We start from the raw sequence: 19,250 nt of genomic DNA, 5'->3' as shown, positions 1-19,250 counted from the left end.
GGTCAGCCGACGGGCACCCCGGCCAACCCCGCCGCCAGGCCCAGGACCGCACACACCCCGAGCGTCGTCAGCACTGACGTCCGGACCCGGAACAGCAGCACGGCGGCGACGACGACCAGCGCGACGGCCAGCGGCCGCAGGGTCGACAGGTCGGGCACCTCGAGCGCCACCGGCCCCCAGGAGGTCTCGCTGCTCTCCCGGAACAGGGTGTGCACCGCGAAGTAGACGCCCAGGTTCGCGATCACCCCGACGACGGCGGCGGTGATGCCGGTGAGCGCCGCGGACAGACTGCGGTTGCCGCGCAGCCGCTCCATGTAGGGGGCACCGAGCAGCACGAAGAGGAAGCTCGGCACGAACGTCACCCAGGTGACCAGGAGGGAGGCCAGCACCGCGGCCACCCAGGGGTCCAGGTCGCCCGGGGACCGGTAGGCGCCCAGGAACGCCACGAACTGCACCACCATGATCAGCGGCCCGGGCGTGGACTCCGCCAGCGCCAGGCCGCGGACCATCTCCCCCGGTCCGAGCCAGCCGTAGACCGACACCGCCTGCTGCGCGACGTAGGCCAGCACCGCGTACGCGCCGCCGAAGGTGACCACCGCGGCCCCGGAGAAGAAGAGGCCCTGGTCGGTGAGGGTGCTGCCCGCCCCGGTGAGCGCCGCGACCAGGGCGATCGGCACGCCCCAGGCGACGAGGCCGACGACCAGCACCCGCAGCGTGCGCCGCCACGAGGGCGCCTCGGTGTGCAGCACGTCGTCGGACACCACCGGTGGCGGCCCGTCGTCGACCTGGGCGGCCTTGGGGCGCTCGGCGAGCAACGCGGGCCGGAACCGCCCCATCGCCCACCCGACGGCACCGGCCAGGCCGACCACCACCGGGAAGGGCACCGCCAGGAGCGTCAGCGCCAGGAAGGCGCCGACGGCGACCGCCACCAGCGCCGGGCTGGTCAGCGCCCGCTTGCCGACCCGGGTGACGGCCTGGGCGACGACGGCGAGCACCGCCGGTGCGAGCCCGGCGAACACGGCCAGCACGGCCACCGTGGTGCCGAAGGCGACGTAGACCGCCGACAGCCCCAGCAGGGCCAGCAGGCCCGGCAGCACGAAGAGGCCACCGGCCACCAGCCCGCCGCGGGTGCCGTGCAGCAGCCAGCCCACGTAGGTCGCCAGCTGCTGCGCCTCGGGGCCGGGCAGCAGCATGCAGTAGTTCATCGCGTGCAGGAACCGCCGCTGACCGATCCAGCGCTTGTCCTCCACCAGGCTGCGCTGCATCACCGCGATCTGCCCGGCCGGCCCGCCGAAGGTCTGCAGGGAGATGGCGGCCCAGGCCCGGACGGCGGTCCGGAAGGGCACCACCTGCCCGACCGGGTCGGGCGTGCGGTCGTCGACGTCGTCCATGGGGTCCCCCGTCACGTGGTCAGGCCGGCTCGTGGCCGCGGAGCAGCCGCTGGTGGTGGAAGGCGTACAGGCCGTCGAGGACCGCATCGGTGACGGCGAGGGTGGCGGGGTCGGTGCCGGTCATCGTCAACCCGCGGACGACGGCGTCCAGTCCGGGGGCCTCAGGGGCGTCGAAGAGGTCGTCGTCGAGGTCGGCGACGTGCACGACCTCGGCGATCCGCCACAGCACCGGGTCGTGCAGCTGGTGCAGCCGCAGCAGGGTCTCGAAGGTGCAGTCCCGCCCGCGGTGGCCGATGCCGACGCCGGGGACGTCGAAGAGCACCAGGTCCGCCGGCAGGCTCGCCGGGTCCGACCAGTCGTCGAGGAAGACGAACTCGGCCGCGGGGTCGATGTGCCGGCGGACCAGCCAGGCACAGGCCGCCCGGTCCACGTGCACCCCGGCCCGGGTCGCCCACCTCACGGGGCACCCCCCGCGGGCGCGGTGGCCCCTCCCGCGGGCGCGGCGGCCTCGTCGGCCAGGGTCTCCGCCAGGTCGGCCAGCGCCCGCTCCGCGGCGTCCCGGCCGGGCGGTGCGGTGAAGTCCCGCCGGGTGACGGCGCGCAGCTCGCGGCGCAGCCGGCGCAGCTCGCGGACCCGCTCGTCCCGGCCCCCTGCCCACGTCAGCGCGGCGCGGGCGGCGGCGGCCAGCTCGGCGTACTCGGCCTCCCGGGCGGCGCCCATCTCGGCCAGCAGCGTGCGCTCGTGGTCCGCGGTGACGGCCCGGGCGACCCAGACCCCGGCCCGGCCCCCGCCGGCGAGGACGTCGGCGGCCAGCCACTCGAACTCCTCACGGGTGCGGGGGTCGGCCGGCAGTGCGACCACGCCGTCCCCGAGGGCGGCCACCCCCAGCCTGCGCAGCCGCCGCCACAGCGTGGTGCGCGGTCCGGAGGGCTCGCGGGGCAGCCGGTGGCTGAGCACGACCCACTCACGGGTCGGGACGTCGTCGGGCACGGCGGGATGCAACCACGGTTGCATCGCCGACGTCCAGTTCGCTGGGGCCGGGCTCAGCCCAGGGTGGACTCGCGCAGCACCAGACGGGTGGGCAGCCGCTGCACGCCCGCGCGCGGGGTGCCCTGGACCGCCTCCAGCAGCGCCCGCGCGGCGGCCTGGCCGACGGCCTCCAGGTCGGGGTCGATGCTGGTCAGCGGCGGGCGCGACCCGGTGGTCATCGCCTCCCAGTTGTCGTACCCGACGACGGCGACGTCCTGCGGGATGCGCAGACCCCGGTCGCGCAGGGCGTCGGTGACGCCGCGGGCGATGGCGTCGCTGCCGCAGAAGACCGCGTCGACCTCCCCGGCACGCAGCACCATGTCGGTGGCGACGCGGCCCCACTGCTCGGTCCAGTCGCCCAGCAGCGGCCCCGGAGGGACCAGCTGCAGCCCCTGGGCGGTGAGGGTGCGCTCGACGGCGGCCGCGCGGCGGCGGGTCGCGGCGAAGTCCACCGGGCCGGTGACGTGGGCGATCCGGCGGCGGCCCAGTGCCAGCAGGTGCTCCACCGCGGTCGCCGCCCCGGCGTCCTCGTCGGGGACCACGGAGAAGTCGGCCGGGTCGGTGGAGGCGCCGTAGGCGTAGACCACCGGGACCCCGATGTCACCCAGCGAGGGCTGGTCGTCGGTGGTGGAGGCCAGCGTGATCAGCCCGTCGATGCCGTGCTCGAGCAGCGTGTGCAGGTGGTGCCGCTTGCGGATGTCGTCCCCACGGGAGTCGCACAGCAGCACGGACATGCCCTCCGCGCCGACCGCGTCGCCGGCACCCAGCAGGACCGGGGTGCTGAACCGACCGACGCTGTCGCTGGTGAGCATCCCGACCGTGCGGGAGTACCCGCTGCGCAGCCGCCGGGCGTTCCCGTTGGGCCGGTAGCCCATCTCCGCGGCCAGCGCCCGCAGGCGGTCCCGGGTGGCCATGCTGACGTCGTTGCTGGACCCCAGGGCCTTCGACACGGTCCCGACCGACACCCCCGCGGCCTGGGCGACGTCGCTGAGCCGGACGCTCACCGGCGCCGTCGGGCCGGGGGGTGGGCGGGGCGGTGGTCCCGGCCGCCGGCGGTGCGTGCGGCGCCGTCAGCGACCGGGGACATGGTCCCGCCAGGTGTGGGCCGGCACCCAGCCCAGCACCCGCCGCGCCTTCTCGGTGCTCATCAGGGCGGTGTGCTGACCCAGCTCGCAGTGCACGGGGACACCGGGGAACTCCAGGGCAGCGAGCTCCGCGGTGGGCCGGCTCATCACGGTGTCGCCGTTGGCGATGACGAACACGTCGGCGCCGCGGTCGGGGTGCCGCAGCCCGGCCGAGATCGCGCGGGCGGCGTCCCGGGCGTCGATGTAGCTCCAGCCGTTCCAGCGGCGCAGCGCCGCGTCGGCGTCGAAGGAGGGGAAGGCCGCGTAGTCCTCGACGGCCATCACGTTGGACAGCCGCAGCCCGACCAGCTTCATCTCCGGGCACCACCGGGCGAACTGCCGGGCCATCTCCTCCTCGAGGGTCTTGGACAGCGAGTACGAGGTGGTGGGGGTCGGCCCGGTCTCCTCGTCCAGCGGGAACGAGGGCGGCGGCACGTCCAGCGGCAGCCCCAGGACGGTCTCGCTGGAGGCCCACACGACCTCGGTGATGCCCACCCGGCGCGCGGCGGCGAAGACGTTGTAGGTCGTCGTGATGTTGGTGGCGAACAGGGTGGCGTCGGGCAGCAGCCCGGGCGCGGGGATCGCCGCCAGGTGCACGACGGCGTCCGGACGCTCCCAGCGGTCGTCGATCCCGGACAGCACCTCCAGCGCCTGGCCGGGGTCGGTCAGGTCCGCCCGGGTCCACGGGACGTCGGGCCGGTGCGGGGCCACCAGGTCCACGACGACGACCCGGTGGCCCTCGGCGAGCAGGTGGTCCACCGTGGCCCGTCCGAGCTTGCCGCTGCCGCCGGTGACCAGCACCAGCGACGACGGTCGGGTCCCCCCGGCCGGGGCGTCGTCGCCAGCCCCGGCCGGGGTGGTCTCGTCGACGTCCGCGGTCCCGTCGAGGGACGCGGGGGTCGGACCGGGCGCGGCCGACACCAGCACCGGTCGCACCGCGCCCGGGGTCTCTGCGCCCGGGGTCTCTGCGCCCGGGGTCTCCGCGCCCGGGGTCTCGGGGACGGTCCGTCGTCGGCTCAGCGACTGGGCCGCCTCGTTGGGTGACCACCCGAGCACCTCGATCGCGGCCAGCACCCGGGCGCGGGTGCTCGCCCGGACCGGACCGGAGGCGTTGATGACCCGGGAGACCGTCTGGTAGGACACCCCGGCCTCCCGGGCGACGTCGGTGATCACGGGGAGGTCACCGTGCTGCGCGGCGGTCACCGGGTCAGCCCAGACGCAGGCCGGAGGCCGGGTCGAAGAGGTGCACCTGGCGGGGGTCGACGTCCAGGTGCAACGTCTGTCCCGCCCGGGGCACGTCGCGACCGGGCACCCGGACGACGAAGGGGGCCTTCTGGTCGGTGGCGTGCTGGGGCCGCCCGTAGACGAAGGCGTCCGCGCCGATCTCCTCGACCACGTCGACCTCGACGGCCAGGCCAGTCGGTGCGTCGGCGGGCCAGACGGCCTCGGGGCGCATGCCCAGCAGCACCTCCCCGGAGGCGTGCACACCGGCGGGCAGCGGGATCGGCAGGCCGCCGACGACGACCTCACCGCCCTCGACCCGGGCGGGGAGCAGGTTCATCGCCGGGGAGCCGATGAAGCCGGCGACGAAGGAGTTGGCCGGGCGGTCGTAGAGCTCGCGGGCGGTGCCGACCTGCTGCAGGACGCCGTCCTTGAGCACGGCGACCCGGTCGCCCATCGTCATCGCCTCCACCTGGTCGTGGGTGACGTAGACGGTCGTGACGCCGAGCCTGCGCTGCAGCGAGGCGATCTGGGTGCGGGTCTGGACGCGGAGCTTGGCGTCCAGGTTGGACAGCGGCTCGTCCATCAGGAAGACCTGCGGGTTGCGGACGATGGCCCGCCCCATCGCGACCCGCTGGCGCTGGCCACCGGACAGCGCCTTGGGCTTGCGGTCCAGGTACTCGGTGAGGTCGAGGATCTCGGCGGCGTCGGCGACCCGCCGGGAGATCTCGGCCTTGTCCATGCCGGCGATCTTCAGCGCGAAGCCCATGTTCTGCCCGACGGTCATGTGCGGGTAGAGGGCGTAGTTCTGGAAGACCATCGCGATGTCGCGGTCCTTGGGCGGCAGGTCGGTGACGTCCTTGCCCCCGATCAGGATGCTGCCCTCGGTGACGTCCTCCAGGCCGGCCAGCATCCGCAGCGAGGTGGACTTCCCGCAGCCCGACGGGCCGACCAGCACCAGGAACTCGCCGTCGGCGATCTCCAGGTCCAGCCCGTCGACGGCCGGGCGGTCCGACCCGGGGTAGCGCTGGGTCGTCTGGGCGAAGGTCACTGCGGCCATGTCAGGCCTCCTGGGGGGTCGTGGTGGCGGGAGCGGTGGTGGAGGCCGCGGGCAGGAAGACGCGCATGGTCGTGGGACCGCGCTCGGCCCAGTCCGCGTAGGGGGCCAGGCGGACCGGTTGCGTCGGGGTCGACGCGGCGGGCGCCGGCTCCCCGGGCGTCCCGTAGGGCCAGGCGGCGTCGGCGTGCGGCCGCAGCCAGCCCTGCACCTGGACCTCGCCGTCGACCTCGACCGGGGGCTGGGAGGTGTCCACGACGAGCTCGTCGACGTGCACCCGGCCCGGCAGGTCGACGGACTCCACGCAGAGCACCTGCGGCCCGCGCTCGACGGCCACGGTGCCCCGGACGGCGTCGATCCGGCCGTCGGCCACGGTGAACCGCGGGGCGACCGGCAGGTCGAGGCGGACGACGTCGCCGGCGGCGAACACCCGGGTGACCGCAGCCGACCCCGGCGCCACCGGGGAGGTGGTGCCGCCGTCGGACAGCGTCGCGCCCACGGCCCAGGACGGCACCCGCAGGGTGAGCGTCACCGGGGTGCCGGGGGCCTCGTCCACGACGACCTCGACCCGACCGCTGCGCGGGTAGTCGGTGACCACCCGGAGGGCCAGGCGCCGGTCACCGGGCAGGTCGGCGGTGAGGGTGGCCGGGGCGTACTGGTGGACCTGCACGCCCTCGTCGTCGGTGGTGGCCAGCAGGGTCTGCAGGCTGGCGAAGGTGCGGGCCACGTTGGTGGGGCAGCAGGACACCGCGAACCACGGTGCCCGCAACGAGGAGGCCGCGCGGGGCACCGCCTGGTCGGGGTCCGGGACGGTGCCCAGGACCCGCTGGTGCAGCGTGTTCGTGTAGAAGAACGCGGTGCCCGAGGCCGAGGGACCGGCGTCCACGACGTTGTAGAGGGTGCGCTCGATCAGGTCGGCGTACCGGGGGTCGCCCTGGGCCAGCAGCAGGCGCCAGGCCAGCTGGACCGAGCCGATGCCCGCGCACGTCTCGGAGTACGCCCGGTCCGGGGGCAGCACGAAGTCCTCGCCGAACGCCTCGTCCTGGTGCCGGGAGCCCATGCCACCGGTCAGGTAGGTGCGGCGGGCGACGGTCGCGTCCCACTGCCGCACGACGGCGGCCAGCAGCTCGTCGTCACCGGTCTCGACGGCGAGGTCGACGGCGCCCGAGGAGAGGTAGGTGGCGCGCACGGCGTGCCCGCGCAGCACCTCGGCGTCCCGGATCGGCTCGTCGTCCTGGAAGTAGGAGCGACCGAACTCGATCTCGGAGAGCACCTGGTGGCCGCGGCGTTCCAGGAAGAGCCGGGCCTGCTCCAGGTAGCGACGCTCACCGGTGACCCGGTAGAGCTCCACCAGCGCCGGCTCGATCTCCGGGTGCCCGCAGACCGACTCGATGCCGCCGGGTCCGAAGACGTCGCACACCAGGTCGGCGGCGCGGGTGCACACCTGCAGCAGCAGGTCCGGGCCGGCCGTCCGGGCCCGGGCGACACCGGCCTGGAACAGGTGGCCCAGGCAGTAGAGCTCGTGGCCCCACTCCAGGTCGGTCCACCGGTCGGGGGTGCCCGGGCGCCCGAAGGCGGTGCTGAGGTACCCGTCGGGGGCCTGCGCGGCCGCGACCCGGGCGACGATCGCCTGCAGTCGCGCGTCGAGCTCGGCGTCACCGGTGCGGCCGTGCTCCCAGGCCATCGCCTCGAGGAGCTTGTAGGTCTCGCTGTCGGCGAACTCGCGGCCGGCCCGGTCGGCGCCGGAGGCACCGGCGGCGGTGGCGTCGAAGTTGCCCAGCCAGCCCTCGCGCTCGAGCCAGTGCTCGACGTGGGCCAGCGTGGCATCCGCGTTGACGTCCTGCCGCCGCCCCCAGGGGCCGCCGGTCACCGCGACCTGGTCCAGGCGCAACGGCTGCAGCGTGCCGCGGGAGGGGGCCACCGGTCCGCGGGCGGACGGCGTCCGGACGACGTCGTCCGATGTGGTCGTGGAAGTGAGGGTCACGGTCATCCCTTGAGTGCGCCGGACATGAAGCCGCGCACGTAGTGGCGCTGCAGGAGGAGGAAGATCAGGACGCAGGGCAGCGCGAGGACGACGACGCCGGCCTCGGTGGCGCCGTAGTCGACGATGCCCATGGTCTGGCCGCGCAGGTTGGCGACTGCCAGCGGCAGCGGCACCTTGGTGGAGTCGGAGATCAGGATCAGCGGGGTGATGAAGTCGTTCCAGGCCGCGAGGAACGCGAAGATCCCCACGGTGATCAGGCCGGGCCGGACGGCGGGCAGGAGCACCCGGACGAGGGCGGTGAAGCTCCCGCAGCCGTCGACGAGGGCCGCCTCCTCCAGCTCCTTGGGCACGGCCTCGAAAGAGATCCGCATCATGAAGGTGGCGAAGGGGAGCTGGAACATCGTCAGCACCAGCGCCAGGCCGACCAGCGAGTTCTGCATGCCCAGGTCGTTGAGCAGCACGTAGAGCGGGATCAGCAGGGTCGCGTAGGGGACCATGAGGATCGCCAGCGTGCCCAGGAAGAGCAGGTTCTTGCCGGGGAACTGGAAGCGGGCGAAGGCGTAACCGCCCAGCAGCGAGACCCCGACGGTGAGCAGCACGGTGAGCACCGAGACGATCGTGGAGTTGAGCAGGTACTGCCCGATGCCCGCCTGGTAGTTGGCCAGCGTCTCGTAGTTGGCGAAGCCGTAGCCGTCGGTCTGCGCTGTCCCGCCCTGCGGGGAGACGGAGGAGACGGCGGCCCACAGCATCGGGAAGAGGAACAGCAGCGCGAGCGCACCGGTGAAGGTCCGCTGGCCCATGCTGGCCAGCGAGGCCGAGGGACGTCGAGGGCGCCGGCCCATGCTGGCGGTGGTCGGGGTGGCGGCCGGGTCGGCGCCGTCGGTCAACGGCGCGGCAGAGGCCGCGGGGGTGGTGGTCATGCGTCCTTGTCCCCTCGCAGACCGAGGAACTGGACGGCGTTGAGCACGATGAGCCCGCCCAGCACGACGATCGACAGGGCCGCGGCGCGGCCCAGGTCGTTGGAGCCCTGGAAGGCCATGGAGTAGACGAGCTGGACGATGGTGACCGTGCTGTTGTCCGGCCCGCCCTTCGTCAGGATGTAGAACTGGTCGAAGGCCAGCAGCGAGCCCGTGATGCACAGGATCGTGCAGAGCGCCAGGGAGGGCTTGAGCAGCGGCAGCGTGATGCGGCGGAAGGTCTGCAGCGCGCTGGCACCGTCGAGGCGGGCGGCCTCGTAGACGTCGCCGGGGATCGACTGGAGCCCCACGAGCAGCAGCAGCATGTAGAAGCCGGCGAAGCGCCAGACCACCAGCGCGACGGTCGACCACAGCGCACGGTCCGGGCTGCCCAGGAAGGACACCGGGTCCTCGCTGATCCCGGTCCACTCCAGCACGGCGTTGAACGGGCTGGCCTGCGGTGAGTACAGCGCGTAGAACAGCAGCGACGCCGAGGCCAGGCCCAGCGCGCTGGGCACCAGGAACGAGGTCCGCACGAAGGCCGACCAGCGGCCGGACTCCTGGACGACCAGGGCCATCGCCAGCGCCAGGCCCAGCAGGATCACGGTCGTCACGACCGTGTACTTCAGGGTGAACCAGACCGCCGGCCAGAAGAGCCGGTCGTCGAGGGCCTTGGTGAAGTTCTCCGGCGCGTTGAGCCCGAGGTCCCCCGTGAACAGGCCCCAGTCCGAGACCGACATCCGGAACACCAGGATGACCGGGACGACGAAGAAGACGATGAGGAACAGCGCGGTCGGGGCGGCGTAGAGCGCGCCCTGACGTCGTCGCGCACGGGCCCGGCGGGTGACGCGCGGGCGCACGGCGGGACGGCGGGGACCGTCCTCCGTGGGGGGAGGGGCCGTGCTGGGGGTGGTCGCCATGGAGTTCTCCTCGTCCAGGTCGGCGCTCGGTGGGGCTGCACGGTGCCGCCGGCCCGGAGGCCGGCGGCACCGTGGGAGCGCTACTGCTGGAGTGCCTCGGTGATGGCCTCGTTGTCGGCCTCGAGGGTGGAGGCGTCGCCGAAGACCTGGTTGCGGAACAAGGTGCTCCACGGGCTGCCGACGGCGTTGAAGGCCTGCTGGAAGTTCAGCGCGATCGGGGTCTGGCTGTCAGCGGCGGTCGAGACCTCGTTGATCAGCTGGACCCGGGGGTCGGTCGCGTAGGAGTTGTCCAGGAAGTCCGCGCGGGCCGGGGTCACGTTGTTCGCGGCCAGCACCTCGACCTGTGCGTCCTCGCTCATCAGCCACTGCATGAAGTTCCAGGCCTGGTCGGGCGTGTCGGAGTCCTTGCTGATGCCCAGGCCGTCACCACCGACGAAGGTCGAGGTGCCGCCGTCGATCCCGGGGATGGCGGTCACGCCGACGTCCACGGTCTCGCTGGCGGTCTGCAGCAGGGTGGCCGGGTACGGCATGACGCCGATCTGGCCCTCCTGGAACTGAGCGGTCCAGGTGGCGCCGGTCTCGTCGGCGGCGCCGGGCGCGATGGCGCCGGCGTCCTCGAGGTCGCGCCAGATGCCGTACACGTCCTGCGCGGTGTCGCTGGCCAGGTTGGCCGTGGTGCCGTCGTCCTCGAGGACCTCCTCGCCACTGGCCCAGAGCATCGGGAACCAGGTGAAGACGCCGCAGCCGCCGCAGTTGCCACCGAAGTAGGTGCCGTAGGTGTCGGGCTTGTTCAGCGCCTGCACGGCCAGCGCCTGGTCACGGAACTCGGTGAGGGTCGTGGGGCCCTGCTCGGGGTCCAGACCGGCCTCGCGGTAGAGGTCCTTGTTGTAGAACATGACCGAGAGGTCCAGCACGAAGGGCAGCACGTACTGCTGGTCCTCGTAGGTGCCGGCGTCCAGGACGGCGGGGTTGATCTGGTCGGCGTAGTCCAGGTTGCCGATGCGCTCGGTGATGTCGCTGAACAGGCCCGCGGAGGTCCAGTTCGGCAGGTAGACGACGTCGGCGGCGAACAGGTCGGGCAGGTCGCCGGAACCGGCGGCCGCGCCGACCTTGGCGACGTAGTCGTCGTTGGGGACGACGGTCAGCTCGACCTGGTTGTCGTGGCTGGCGTTGTAGGCGTCGACCAGCAGGTTGGCCTGGGCCTCCAGCGGGGCGCGCGTCCAGAGCGTGAGGGTGGTGCCGTCGTCGACGCCCTCCACGTTGGAGGCGTCACCGGTGGCGGCGGGCCCGTCCGAGCCGCCCCCACAGGCGCCCAGGGCTGCGGTCATGGTGGCCACAGCGAGCGCTGCGGCGACCCGGGTGGTGCGGCGGCGTGGTGTCCACGTCATCGTGTCGTGCCTTCCTGTCAGCGGCGTGGTCTCGCCGCACCTGTACTTCAGAAAACAGTTTCGGACGAGCATGGCGCCCCAGGCGGTCGGGATCGAGCTGCCCTGTTGACACAAGACCCCTCGACGCCGCGCTCGTGATCCACGTCGCTAAAACGTTTTCGGACCATATCGACGAGACGGCATGCGGTCAAGGGCCTCGCGCTAGAGTCCCGATGTGTCGCAGTAGACACTCGGCAGGGAGGAGATCCGTGACGCTCGACGAGGTCGTCCCCGCGCGCCGTGGGCGGGCGGTGACCCTGCGGGAGGTGGCTGCCCGGGCCGGGGTCTCGATCGCCACGGCGTCCAAGGCGCTCAACAACCGCCAGCACGTGGGCGCGGCGACCAGGCTCCGGGTGCAGACCGCTGCCGAGGAGCTGGACTTCTCCCCGAACGCGATGGCGCAGGGCATGGTGTCCCAGCGCAGCGGGACCGTGGGGCTGCTGACCTCCGACCTCGTCGGCCGGTTCAGCATCCCGGTGATGCGCGGCGTCGAGGACGCCTTCGGCTCGGAGAAGATGTCGGTGCTGCTGTGCGACGCCCGCGGTGACCGGCTCCGCGAGCAGCACCACCTGCGCGCTCTGATCTCCCGACGGGTGGACGGGCTCATCGTGGTGGGGGCCCGGCCCGACCCGCGGCACTCGCTGGGGCACCTGGGCGTCCCCGTCGTCTACGCCTACGCCCCCTCAGACGACCCCGCGGACATGTCCGTGGTCGTGGACGAGCAGGCCGGCGGGCGGATGGCCGTCGAGCACCTGGTCACCTGCGGCCGGCGCCGGATCGCCCACATCACCGGGGACCCCAGCTACGGCGCCTCGCACGACCGGGCCGCCGGCGCACTGGGCGCCCTGTCCGACGCCGGGCTGGCGCTGGCCGGCGGCGAGGTCATGTACGGCAGCTGGAGCGAGGCCTGGGGGCGCGGGGCGACCCGGCTGCTGCTGGACCGGGACCCGGACCTGGACGCGGTCTTCGCCGGCTCCGACCAGATCGCCCGAGGCGTGCTGGACGCCCTGCTCGAGGCCGGTCGGAAGGTGCCCGAGGAGGTGTCGGTGATCGGCTACGACAACTGGGAGGTCCTCAGCCTGGACTCCCGGCCGCCGCTGACCACCGTGGACCCGGGGCTGGAGAACCTGGGCCGGGTCGCCGCGCTGCGGCTGGCGGCGGCGATCGAGGGCCGCGAGGGGCACGGCGTGGAGATCCAGGCCGGCCGCGTCGTGACGCGCTCGTCCACCGCGCCGCTGCACTGACCGCTGCCGGCTGAGCCGGCAGACAGGCGGGCGGGACGTCGAGACGCCCCACCCGCCCGGCCATCCCGGCTCAGAACACCTGCCACTCCTTGATGCCCAGGCTGCCCTTGCCGCTGACCGTGCCGCGTGCGTTCAGCACCAGCCGCAGCTTGGTCGTCGTCACCGGGGTGAACGTCGCGGTGTTGTAGGTGTTCGCCGCGGTCGGGTAGCCGCTGGCGCCGGCGACGGCGCGCCAGGTGCTCGTCCCGGCGTCCCACCACTGCACCGACCAGGACGCCGGCACCGTGATGCCGTTGCCGTTGGCGTCCAGGTTGTCCACGAAGTAGACCCCGACCCGGCGCAGGCTCCGCGCCGCGGGCCAGGTGTACTCGACCCACTGCTGGCTCACCTGCGGGTAGGCCCCCCAGGTGGTGGCGTTGTCGTCGGGGGACACGTCGCGGGAGGTGGTGGGCTGCGCGCCGTCGTTGAGGCCGCCCACCCGGTTCCAGGCGGCGGTGAACGAGGCGGCCGCCGTCGCGGCCCCGGCGACGTTGGTCTGCGCCGTCAGCGCCACCACGCTCGAGGCCCCGGTGAGGCCGGACACCTCGACGCTCGCCGTCCGCCCGTCGCTGACCAGCTGCGTGCCGCTGACCGCACCGTTGACCGAGACGGCGTAGCTGCCCGCAGGCAGGTTGGTGACCGTGATCCGCGGGGAGTACGTGCCGCCGGAGACGTTCTGCAGCGTGAGGGTGATCCGGCTGCGGTCGGTGGCGACCTCGGCCCGGGTGTAGCGGGTCCGGGCCAGCTGCACACCCAGGGTGCCCAGGTTGTACATCGTGAACGCGGTGCGGACGCCGTCCTTGGGCACGATCGTCTGCACGCCCGAGGTCAGCGTCAGGTCACCGCCGTAGGCGTAGAGCCCCACGACGTCGTCGTCCACGACGTTGACCGACGCCGACCTCAACCCGCCCCAGAAGCCCAGGTCGGCCTCGCCGGACCAGGCCCACCAGCCGTCCAGGATCGGGATGTTGCTGTAGTTGGCGATCGCGCCCTTCTCGCTCTGGAAGATCCAGGCCGCCGCCCCGGTGTTCACCGCCGCGGGGCTGATCTGCCCGGAGTTGATCAGCGCCCACCCGGCCAGCCAGGCACCGTAGGTCGAGCGCATGGCGTCGTCGAAGTCGCGGTCGGTGGGTGCGGCGTAGGTGCTCAGGTAGTCCTGCTGCTGCCAGGCGCCGAGCTGGCACTCGTAGCCCAGGTTCCACCAGGACTCGCCCATGTGCCGGTTGTCCGAGCCGTAGAAGTACCAGAGCGGCTGCATGCCGCGGCAGGCCAGCGACGCCGTCATGCACTTGTCGGCCAGCGCCCGGTTCCCGTACATCTTGGCCAGGGTGTAGTTGGACTCGAAGCCCGTCGTGTCGATGCTCATCTCGGACGCGAAGGGGTACTCCTGCCCGAAGAGGTAGTCGCGCTTGGCCTCGATGAGCGAGCGCAACCGGGCGGACTGGGTGGTCTGCCCCTCGGCGTCCAGCGCCGCCAGGATGTCCGGGTAGGTCGACTCCCCCATCATCCCGTGGATCCGCGCCGCGTCACCGATCGGCGTGGGCAGCGGGATCTTGGTGAACATGGCGTTGAGCGTCTGGTAGGCCATGTCCAGGTACTGCGCCGGCGTGAACGCCGTGGTCAGGGCCGGGTAGGCCTTCTTGACCTGGTACATCAGGTAGTACGTGTTCGCGATGTGCACGTAGTTGTAGGCGCGCCACACCTGCTGGTCGTTCGGGGTGTCGTCGCGGCCGTCGTACCAGCGGTACACCTGCCAGGTGCGCTGGCCGTTCTCGGTGCGGCTCTGCATGTAGCCCAGGATGAAGTTCTGCAGGTAGTAGTCGATCGAGGTGATCTCGGCCTGCTTGGGCGAGCGCAGGTTCTTCTCGGCCAGGAAGACGGCCGGGCCCAGCCCGAGGTCGTCGGAGCCGCCGGCCATCCACTCCTTCCAGCCACCGGGGGGGTAGTCGTCCCAGGTGATGAGCCGCTCGCGGGTCATGTCCCACTGCAGGTAGGCGCCGTCGTACCCGCGGGTCGTACGGGCCTGCTGCTTGGTGGTCAGGAAGGTGGTGCGCGACTCGATGAGCTCCTCGATCGGGCGCATCGAGGCGTACTGCAGGACCGACTCCCGCCCGTTGCCGTACTGCACGGTCACGAAGCGGGGCCCCAGCCCGGTGAACCGCAGCTCGTAGAGCTGGTACCCGTTGCGCGTGCCGCGGGGGGTGATGGTCGTCTGGGTGCCCTGGGCCACGACGCCGGTGATGCCGTCCTTGGCGCGGACCGCGAGGGTGGCGGCGGTGTCCTGCGGGATGACCATGCCCGGCAGCGAGACGACGTCGACGACGCCGGCGTCGAACAGGACGTCGCGCAGGTCCTTGTAGTCCCCGGCCCAGCGGAAGGTGAAGCCCCAGGTCTTCTCGGCGCCGGGGGCCAGCGTCGTGGAGGTCGCCGGCAGGTACTGGGCGGCGTCGTTGCGGCGGGCGAAGGCGACGGCCTTGGAGTGGATGTAGAACTCCACGACCCCCTCGAAGCTGGGGGTGACCTCGCCGAAGGGGCCCTCCCCCTCCCCCGCCTTGTTCTTGAACTCCAGCCCGGTCCCGGGCTGCGGGGTCATCACCAGGTAGGGACCCACGCCGTTGGGGCGCTGCCAGTACACGTAGGAGCCGTCCTTGCCGACGAAGGAGTGCCGGCCGACGTTCTGCTCGTAGATGCCGGTCTGGTCACCGGCGTTCCAGAAGGCGTTCATCAGCACCGGGAACCCGAGGTCCTGGATCTCCAGGGCCTCGGTCGAGGTGTTCTTCAGGGTGATCGTCCAGGACAGCCGGTCCCGCGCGGTGCCCGTGAGGCTGTAGGCCGACGTCAGCGACAGACCGCGGATCCCGTTGGCGTTGGCCGGGGTGCCGGCGTAGGTGACCTGCACGCCGGCAGCGCTGGAGGTGACCTGGCGGATGTCGTCGGACAGGCTCGTCGTCATCGGGGTCCCCGCCGTCGCGCTGGCGCGACGCACGTTGAGCAGGACGTCCCCGGTCCACCGGGAGTCGTTGATGTCGAAGGCGGGCCGCGACGTCGGGTTGGCCACGTAGTTCGTGCGCAGCCCGTCGGCGGGGTTGACCAGCGTGTGGATCGCCCCGGTCGCCTGGTCGATCCGGACGTCGAAGACGCCGGAGGCCAGGTCGAAGCTGGGCCCCGCGGCCAAGGCCGCCGTGGGCAGCGCCCCGGCCATGGTGACGGTCAGCCCGGCAGCGGCCGAGCCGGCGAGGAAGCGGCGCCGGGACAGGTCCCGGGAGGGCAGGGTGGTGTCGGACATCGGTGTCCTCCAGGTCGATGGGGGCTCGTCCCCGCGGGCACTGCGGGGGCCGGCCGACGCGGGCTCCCGTCGGGTCGACGGGGCCAGGCCTGAGAGCAAGCTATGTCACACCACTGGGGTCAGGAAAGGCTTTTCGGATTTTCGCTGACCACCGCGCAGGTTGCGGTGTTTGCGCTGATCAGAGACGACTCGGTCCGCCGGCGGGCGGCCCTCTCAGCGCGGGTAGACAGCGACCTCGGAGGCCTTGACCGAGGCCCAGACCGAGGACCCGGGCACCAGGCCCAGCTCCGCGAACGCCGTCGCCGTGACGTCGGCGGTCAGCGGCACCTCACCGCCCAGGTCGCAGCGCACCGTCGAACCGTGCGGCGTCGCGCCGACCAGCCGGACCGGCCAGACGTTGCGCGGGCTGCCCTCGGGACGGGCCGGGTACAACGCCACCGTCTCGGGCCGGACGGCGACGAACACCGGTCCCTCGGCCGGCTCCCCGACCGCCACCACTCCCCCGCCGTCCAGCACGACCGTCGTCCCCCGGCCCTGCCCGGGCAGCAACGACAACCCGACCAGTCGGGCCACGTAGTCCGTGCGCGGCATCCGGGCCACCTCGGCCGGGGTGCCCTCCTGCACCACGACGCCGTCCTCGACGACGACGACCCGGTCGGCCAGCGCCATCGCGTCCACCGGGTCGTGGCTCACCAGCACCGTGCAGCCGGCGAACTCGGCCAGGTGCCGGCGCAGCTCCGCGCGCACGGTGAGGCGGGTGCGGGCGTCCAGGGCCGACAACGGCTCGTCCAGCAGCAGCAGCCGGGGCTCCCCCACCAGCGCCCGGGCCAGCGCCGCCCGCTGCGCCTGCCCCCCGGACAGCTGGGTCGGCCGCCGGTCGCCCAGGCCCGCCAGGCCGACCCGGTCCAACCACGCGCCGGCCGTCGTCCGGGCGGCGGCCCGGCGGACCCCGCGGGTGCGCAGCCCGAAGGCCACGTTGTCGGTCACCGACAGGTGCGGGAAGAGCAGGTGGTCCTGGAACACCACGCCCAGCGGCCGTTGGTGGGGCGGGACGTGCACCTCGTCGTCGTCCCAGACCACCTCACCGCCCGGGACGTCGAGCGCCACCCGGCCGCCGTCCGGGGCGAGCAGCCCGGCCAGCACCCGCAGGACCGTGGACTTGCCGGCGCCGTTGGGGCCCAGCACGGCCAGCACCTCGCCGTCGGCGACGGTCAGGTCGACGTCGACCAGCAGTGCCCCCCGCCGGACGACGACGTGCGCGCGCAGGCTCACGAGACCGGGCTACCCGAGCGGCCCAGCCAGCGGTCGCGCAGCAGCAGCAGGGTGGCCAGCGAGACCCCCAGCAGCACCAGCGACAGCACGATCGCCGCCTCCGGGTTCGACTGCAGGGCCAGGTAGACCGCCAGCGGCATCGTCTGCGTCGTCCCCGGGAAGTTGCCGGCGAAGGTGATGGTGGCACCGAACTCGCCCAGCGCCCGGGCCCAGCAGAGCACCGCGCCGGCCGCGACCCCGGGGGCCACCAGCGGCAGGGTCACCCGGCGGAACGTCGTCCACCGGTCGGCCCCCAGGGTGGCGGCGGCGTCCTCGAAGCGGGCGCCGGCGGCGCGCAGCGCGCCCTCCACGCTGATCACCAGGAACGGCATGGCCACGAACGTCTCGGCGATGACCACGGCGGTCGTGGTGAACGGGATCGTCAGGTCGAACTGCTCGTACAGGAACCGGCCGACGATCCCCTGCCGGCCCAGCACCAGGAACAGCGCGACGCCGCCGACCACCGGGGGCAGCACCAGCGGCACGGTCACGATCGCGCGCAGCACCGACCGGCCGGGCAACGTAGAGCGGGCCAGCACCCACGCGATCGGGACGCCGAGGACCAGCGACACCGCGGTCGCCAGGGTCGCCGAGAGCAGCGACAGCCGCAGCGCCTGGCCGACCTGGGGCTCGGCCAGCTGGGGCAGCAGGTCCGACCACGGCGCCCGGACCAGCAGCCCGACCAGCGGCAGCACCAGGAACGCCACGCCCAGCAGCGCCGGGACCAGCAGGGGTGTGGGCACACCACCGCCCCGGGGCCGTCGACGACGGCGCCGGGGCGGGGCGGGCGCGGTGCTCAGTTCGACGGGCTCCGGAACCCGGCGTCGGTGAGCGCCTGCTGCCCGGCCTCGGACCCGACCAGGTCCAGGAACGCCCGGGCGGCCTCGGGGTTGGGCGCATCCGACAGCTGCGCGATCGGGTAGTCGTTGACGGCGTCCTCGGCCTCGGGGAACGCGATGCCCTCCACCCGGCCCGCGGCGGACTGCACGTCGGAGGCGTAGACCAGCGCGGCGTCCACCTCGCCGAGCTCCACCTTGGTCAGCGCGGCGCGGACGTCCTCCTCCAGGGTGTCGGGCTGCGCGGTGACCCCGGCAGCCTCGAAGACCTGCTCGGCGGCCGCCCCGCAGGGCACGTCCGGTGCGCAGACCGCCAGGGTCAGGTCGGCGTCGCCGAAGTCGGCGATGCCGGTGACGTCGGCCGGGTTGCCCTCGGGGACGGCGATGGCCAGCACGTTCTCGGCGAACACCGTCGGGTCGCCGTCGGCCAGCCCGGCGTCGGTGACCACGGTCATCTGGGTCTGGTTGGCGCTGGCGAACACGTCGGCCGGTGCGCCCTGGGTGACCTGGGTGGCCAGCGCGGAGCTGCCGGCGAAGTTGAAGGTGACCGTCAGCCCGGGGTTGTCGGCCATCAGCCGGTCCCCCAGGTCGGTGAACACGTCGGTCAGCGAGGCGGCGGCGAAGACGGTGAGCGTGCCGGTCAGCCCGCCCCCGGCCGCCGTCCCGTCGGCGGGCGACGCGGCGTCCGTGGTGGACCCCCCGCAGGCGGTGAGGGCGAGCAGCCCGGCGGCAGCCAGGGTCAGGGGAGCACGCAGACGCACGGGGCCTTCTCTCGTCGTTCCGGCTCTTGTCGTTCCGGTGGGATCAGGGGACGTCGACGCTGACCTGGGTGGCCTTGACCGTGGCCACGGCGCGCACGCCGGTCTCCAGACCCAGCTCGTCGGCTGCCTCGCGGCTCATCAGCGAGACCATCCGGTAGGGGCCGCACTGGATCTCCACCTGCGCCATCACGGTGTCCCGGACGACGCGGGTGACGATGCCGGTGAGCCGGTTGCGGGCACTGGAGCCGCTGGTCGTCCCCGGCGCCGGCGCCTCGCGCAGCTCGGTGGCCACCCGGGCGAGGTCGGCGCCGTCGACCTGGGCCGGCCCGCTCCCGCCCCGGGAGGCGGCGAGCCGGTCGCTGTCGATCCAGCGGCGGACCGTGTCGTCGCTGACCCCGAGGAGCTCCGCGGCCTCGGCGATCCGGTAGGTGGCAGTCACATCGCGCACCATAGACACGCACCTGCGGATCAGCAACGCGTCGTCGACCGCAGCAGCGGATGCGGCGCCGTCCCCGCTGGGTGGCTGAGCCGTCCCCGCTGGGTGGCTGAGCCGCCCCCCAGGTGGATGAGCCCTCCTCGCTGGGTGGCTGAGCCGCCCAGCTGGGGGTTGGGCCGCCGTCAACCGCGGCCTGTCCCCCAGCCAGGTGGCTCAGCCACCCAGCAC

General features: G+C 73.3%; 16 protein-coding genes. 1 reads left to right on the top strand and 15 read right to left on the bottom strand.

Translation table 11 applies throughout. The features are described 5' to 3' along the window. Positions 1–2: 2 nt before the first annotated feature. The 10 genes from chrA to AC0IVP_RS12535 form a co-directional block, all read right to left on the bottom strand. Positions 3–1,406: a chromate efflux transporter gene (gene chrA / locus AC0IVP_RS12580; protein WP_471756905.1), complete on the bottom strand. Its 1,404-nt coding sequence runs from the start codon at positions 1,404–1,406 to the stop codon at positions 3–5. Between the two features lie 4 nt (positions 1,407–1,410). After that, a complete protein-coding gene (locus AC0IVP_RS12575) occupies positions 1,411–1,851 on the bottom strand; it encodes a chromate resistance protein ChrB domain-containing protein (protein WP_471756903.1) in 441 nt (146 codons plus the stop codon). Next, positions 1,848–2,381 (bottom strand): Chromate resistance protein ChrB, encoded by a 534-nt coding sequence (locus AC0IVP_RS12570; protein ID WP_471756901.1) that lies wholly within the window; start codon positions 2,379–2,381, stop codon positions 1,848–1,850. The genes AC0IVP_RS12575 and AC0IVP_RS12570 overlap by 4 nt, the downstream gene beginning before the upstream one ends. A 53-nt stretch (positions 2,382–2,434) precedes the next feature. Beyond that, entirely contained in the window at positions 2,435–3,424 is a 990-nt protein-coding gene (locus tag AC0IVP_RS12565; protein ID WP_471756899.1) for a LacI family DNA-binding transcriptional regulator, read from the bottom strand. Between the two features lie 66 nt (positions 3,425–3,490). Next, a complete protein-coding gene (locus AC0IVP_RS12560) occupies positions 3,491–4,747 on the bottom strand; it encodes an NAD-dependent epimerase/dehydratase family protein (RefSeq protein WP_471756897.1) in 1,257 nt (418 codons plus the stop codon). Between the two features lie 4 nt (positions 4,748–4,751). Next, positions 4,752–5,825, bottom strand: a complete 1,074-nt coding sequence (locus tag AC0IVP_RS12555; RefSeq protein WP_471756895.1) for an ABC transporter ATP-binding protein — start codon at positions 5,823–5,825, stop codon at positions 4,752–4,754. A 1-nt stretch (position 5,826) separates the two neighbouring features. Continuing rightward, on the bottom strand, positions 5,827–7,806 hold the full coding sequence (locus AC0IVP_RS12550; protein ID WP_471756893.1) for a glycoside hydrolase family 127 protein: 1,980 nt from the start codon (positions 7,804–7,806) through the stop codon (positions 5,827–5,829). Positions 7,807–7,808: 2 nt separating this feature from the next. Further along, complete coding sequence (locus AC0IVP_RS12545) at positions 7,809–8,726, bottom strand: carbohydrate ABC transporter permease (RefSeq protein ID WP_471756891.1); 918 nt, start codon at positions 8,724–8,726, stop codon at positions 7,809–7,811. Further along, positions 8,723–9,682, bottom strand: coding sequence for a carbohydrate ABC transporter permease (locus AC0IVP_RS12540; protein WP_471756889.1), 960 nt, complete (start codon positions 9,680–9,682; stop codon positions 8,723–8,725). Before AC0IVP_RS12540 ends, AC0IVP_RS12545 begins: the two co-directional genes overlap by 4 nt. An 80-nt stretch (positions 9,683–9,762) precedes the next feature. Next, on the bottom strand, positions 9,763–11,070 hold the full coding sequence (locus AC0IVP_RS12535; RefSeq protein WP_471756887.1) for an ABC transporter substrate-binding protein: 1,308 nt from the start codon (positions 11,068–11,070) through the stop codon (positions 9,763–9,765). 248 nt (positions 11,071–11,318) lie between these two features. Here AC0IVP_RS12535 and AC0IVP_RS12530 point away from each other — a divergent pair, with 248 nt between their 5' ends. After that, positions 11,319–12,353 carry a LacI family DNA-binding transcriptional regulator gene (locus tag AC0IVP_RS12530; protein WP_471756885.1) on the top strand — a complete coding sequence of 345 codons (1,035 nt, stop codon included), beginning with the start codon at positions 11,319–11,321 and terminating at the stop codon, positions 12,351–12,353. A gap of 70 nt (positions 12,354–12,423) precedes the next feature. On the opposite strand, the gene AC0IVP_RS12525 is transcribed toward AC0IVP_RS12530, so the two are convergent. From AC0IVP_RS12525 to AC0IVP_RS12505, 5 genes are all read right to left on the bottom strand, one after another. Then, entirely contained in the window at positions 12,424–15,678 is a 3,255-nt protein-coding gene (locus AC0IVP_RS12525; protein ID WP_471756883.1) for a DUF5695 domain-containing protein, read from the bottom strand. Between the two features lie 213 nt (positions 15,679–15,891). Next, a complete protein-coding gene (locus AC0IVP_RS12520; RefSeq protein ID WP_056295703.1) occupies positions 15,892–16,950 on the bottom strand; it encodes an ABC transporter ATP-binding protein in 1,059 nt (352 codons plus the stop codon). After that, positions 16,947–17,732 carry a molybdate ABC transporter permease subunit gene (modB, locus tag AC0IVP_RS12515; protein ID WP_471756881.1) on the bottom strand — a complete coding sequence of 262 codons (786 nt, stop codon included), beginning with the start codon at positions 17,730–17,732 and terminating at the stop codon, positions 16,947–16,949. Before modB ends, AC0IVP_RS12520 begins: the two co-directional genes overlap by 4 nt. Positions 17,733–17,785: 53 nt before the next feature. Then, positions 17,786–18,586 carry a molybdate ABC transporter substrate-binding protein gene (gene modA, locus AC0IVP_RS12510; RefSeq protein WP_471756878.1) on the bottom strand — a complete coding sequence of 267 codons (801 nt, stop codon included), beginning with the start codon at positions 18,584–18,586 and terminating at the stop codon, positions 17,786–17,788. A gap of 43 nt (positions 18,587–18,629) precedes the next feature. After that, entirely contained in the window at positions 18,630–19,025 is a 396-nt protein-coding gene (locus tag AC0IVP_RS12505) for a TOBE domain-containing protein (RefSeq protein WP_304438029.1), read from the bottom strand. Positions 19,026–19,250: the final 225 nt, after the last annotated feature.

The organism is Klenkia sp. AC732 (assembly GCF_979256525.1).
The sequence above is the reverse complement of the archived record's forward strand: the minus strand, read 5'-3'. Positions and strand labels throughout refer to the sequence as shown.

Coding starts and splice junctions, on each gene's coding strand:
- AC0IVP_RS12540 (WP_471756889.1), bottom strand. CDS start 9,682: ATGGCGACCACCCCCAGCACGGCCCCTCCCCCCACGGAGGACGGTCCC.
- AC0IVP_RS12535 (WP_471756887.1), bottom strand. CDS start 11,070: ATGACGTGGACACCACGCCGCCGCACCACCCGGGTCGCCGCAGCGCTC.
- AC0IVP_RS12555 (WP_471756895.1), bottom strand. CDS start 5,825: ATGGCCGCAGTGACCTTCGCCCAGACGACCCAGCGCTACCCCGGGTCG.
- AC0IVP_RS12525 (WP_471756883.1), bottom strand. CDS start 15,678: ATGTCCGACACCACCCTGCCCTCCCGGGACCTGTCCCGGCGCCGCTTC.
- AC0IVP_RS12545 (WP_471756891.1), bottom strand. CDS start 8,726: ATGACCACCACCCCCGCGGCCTCTGCCGCGCCGTTGACCGACGGCGCC.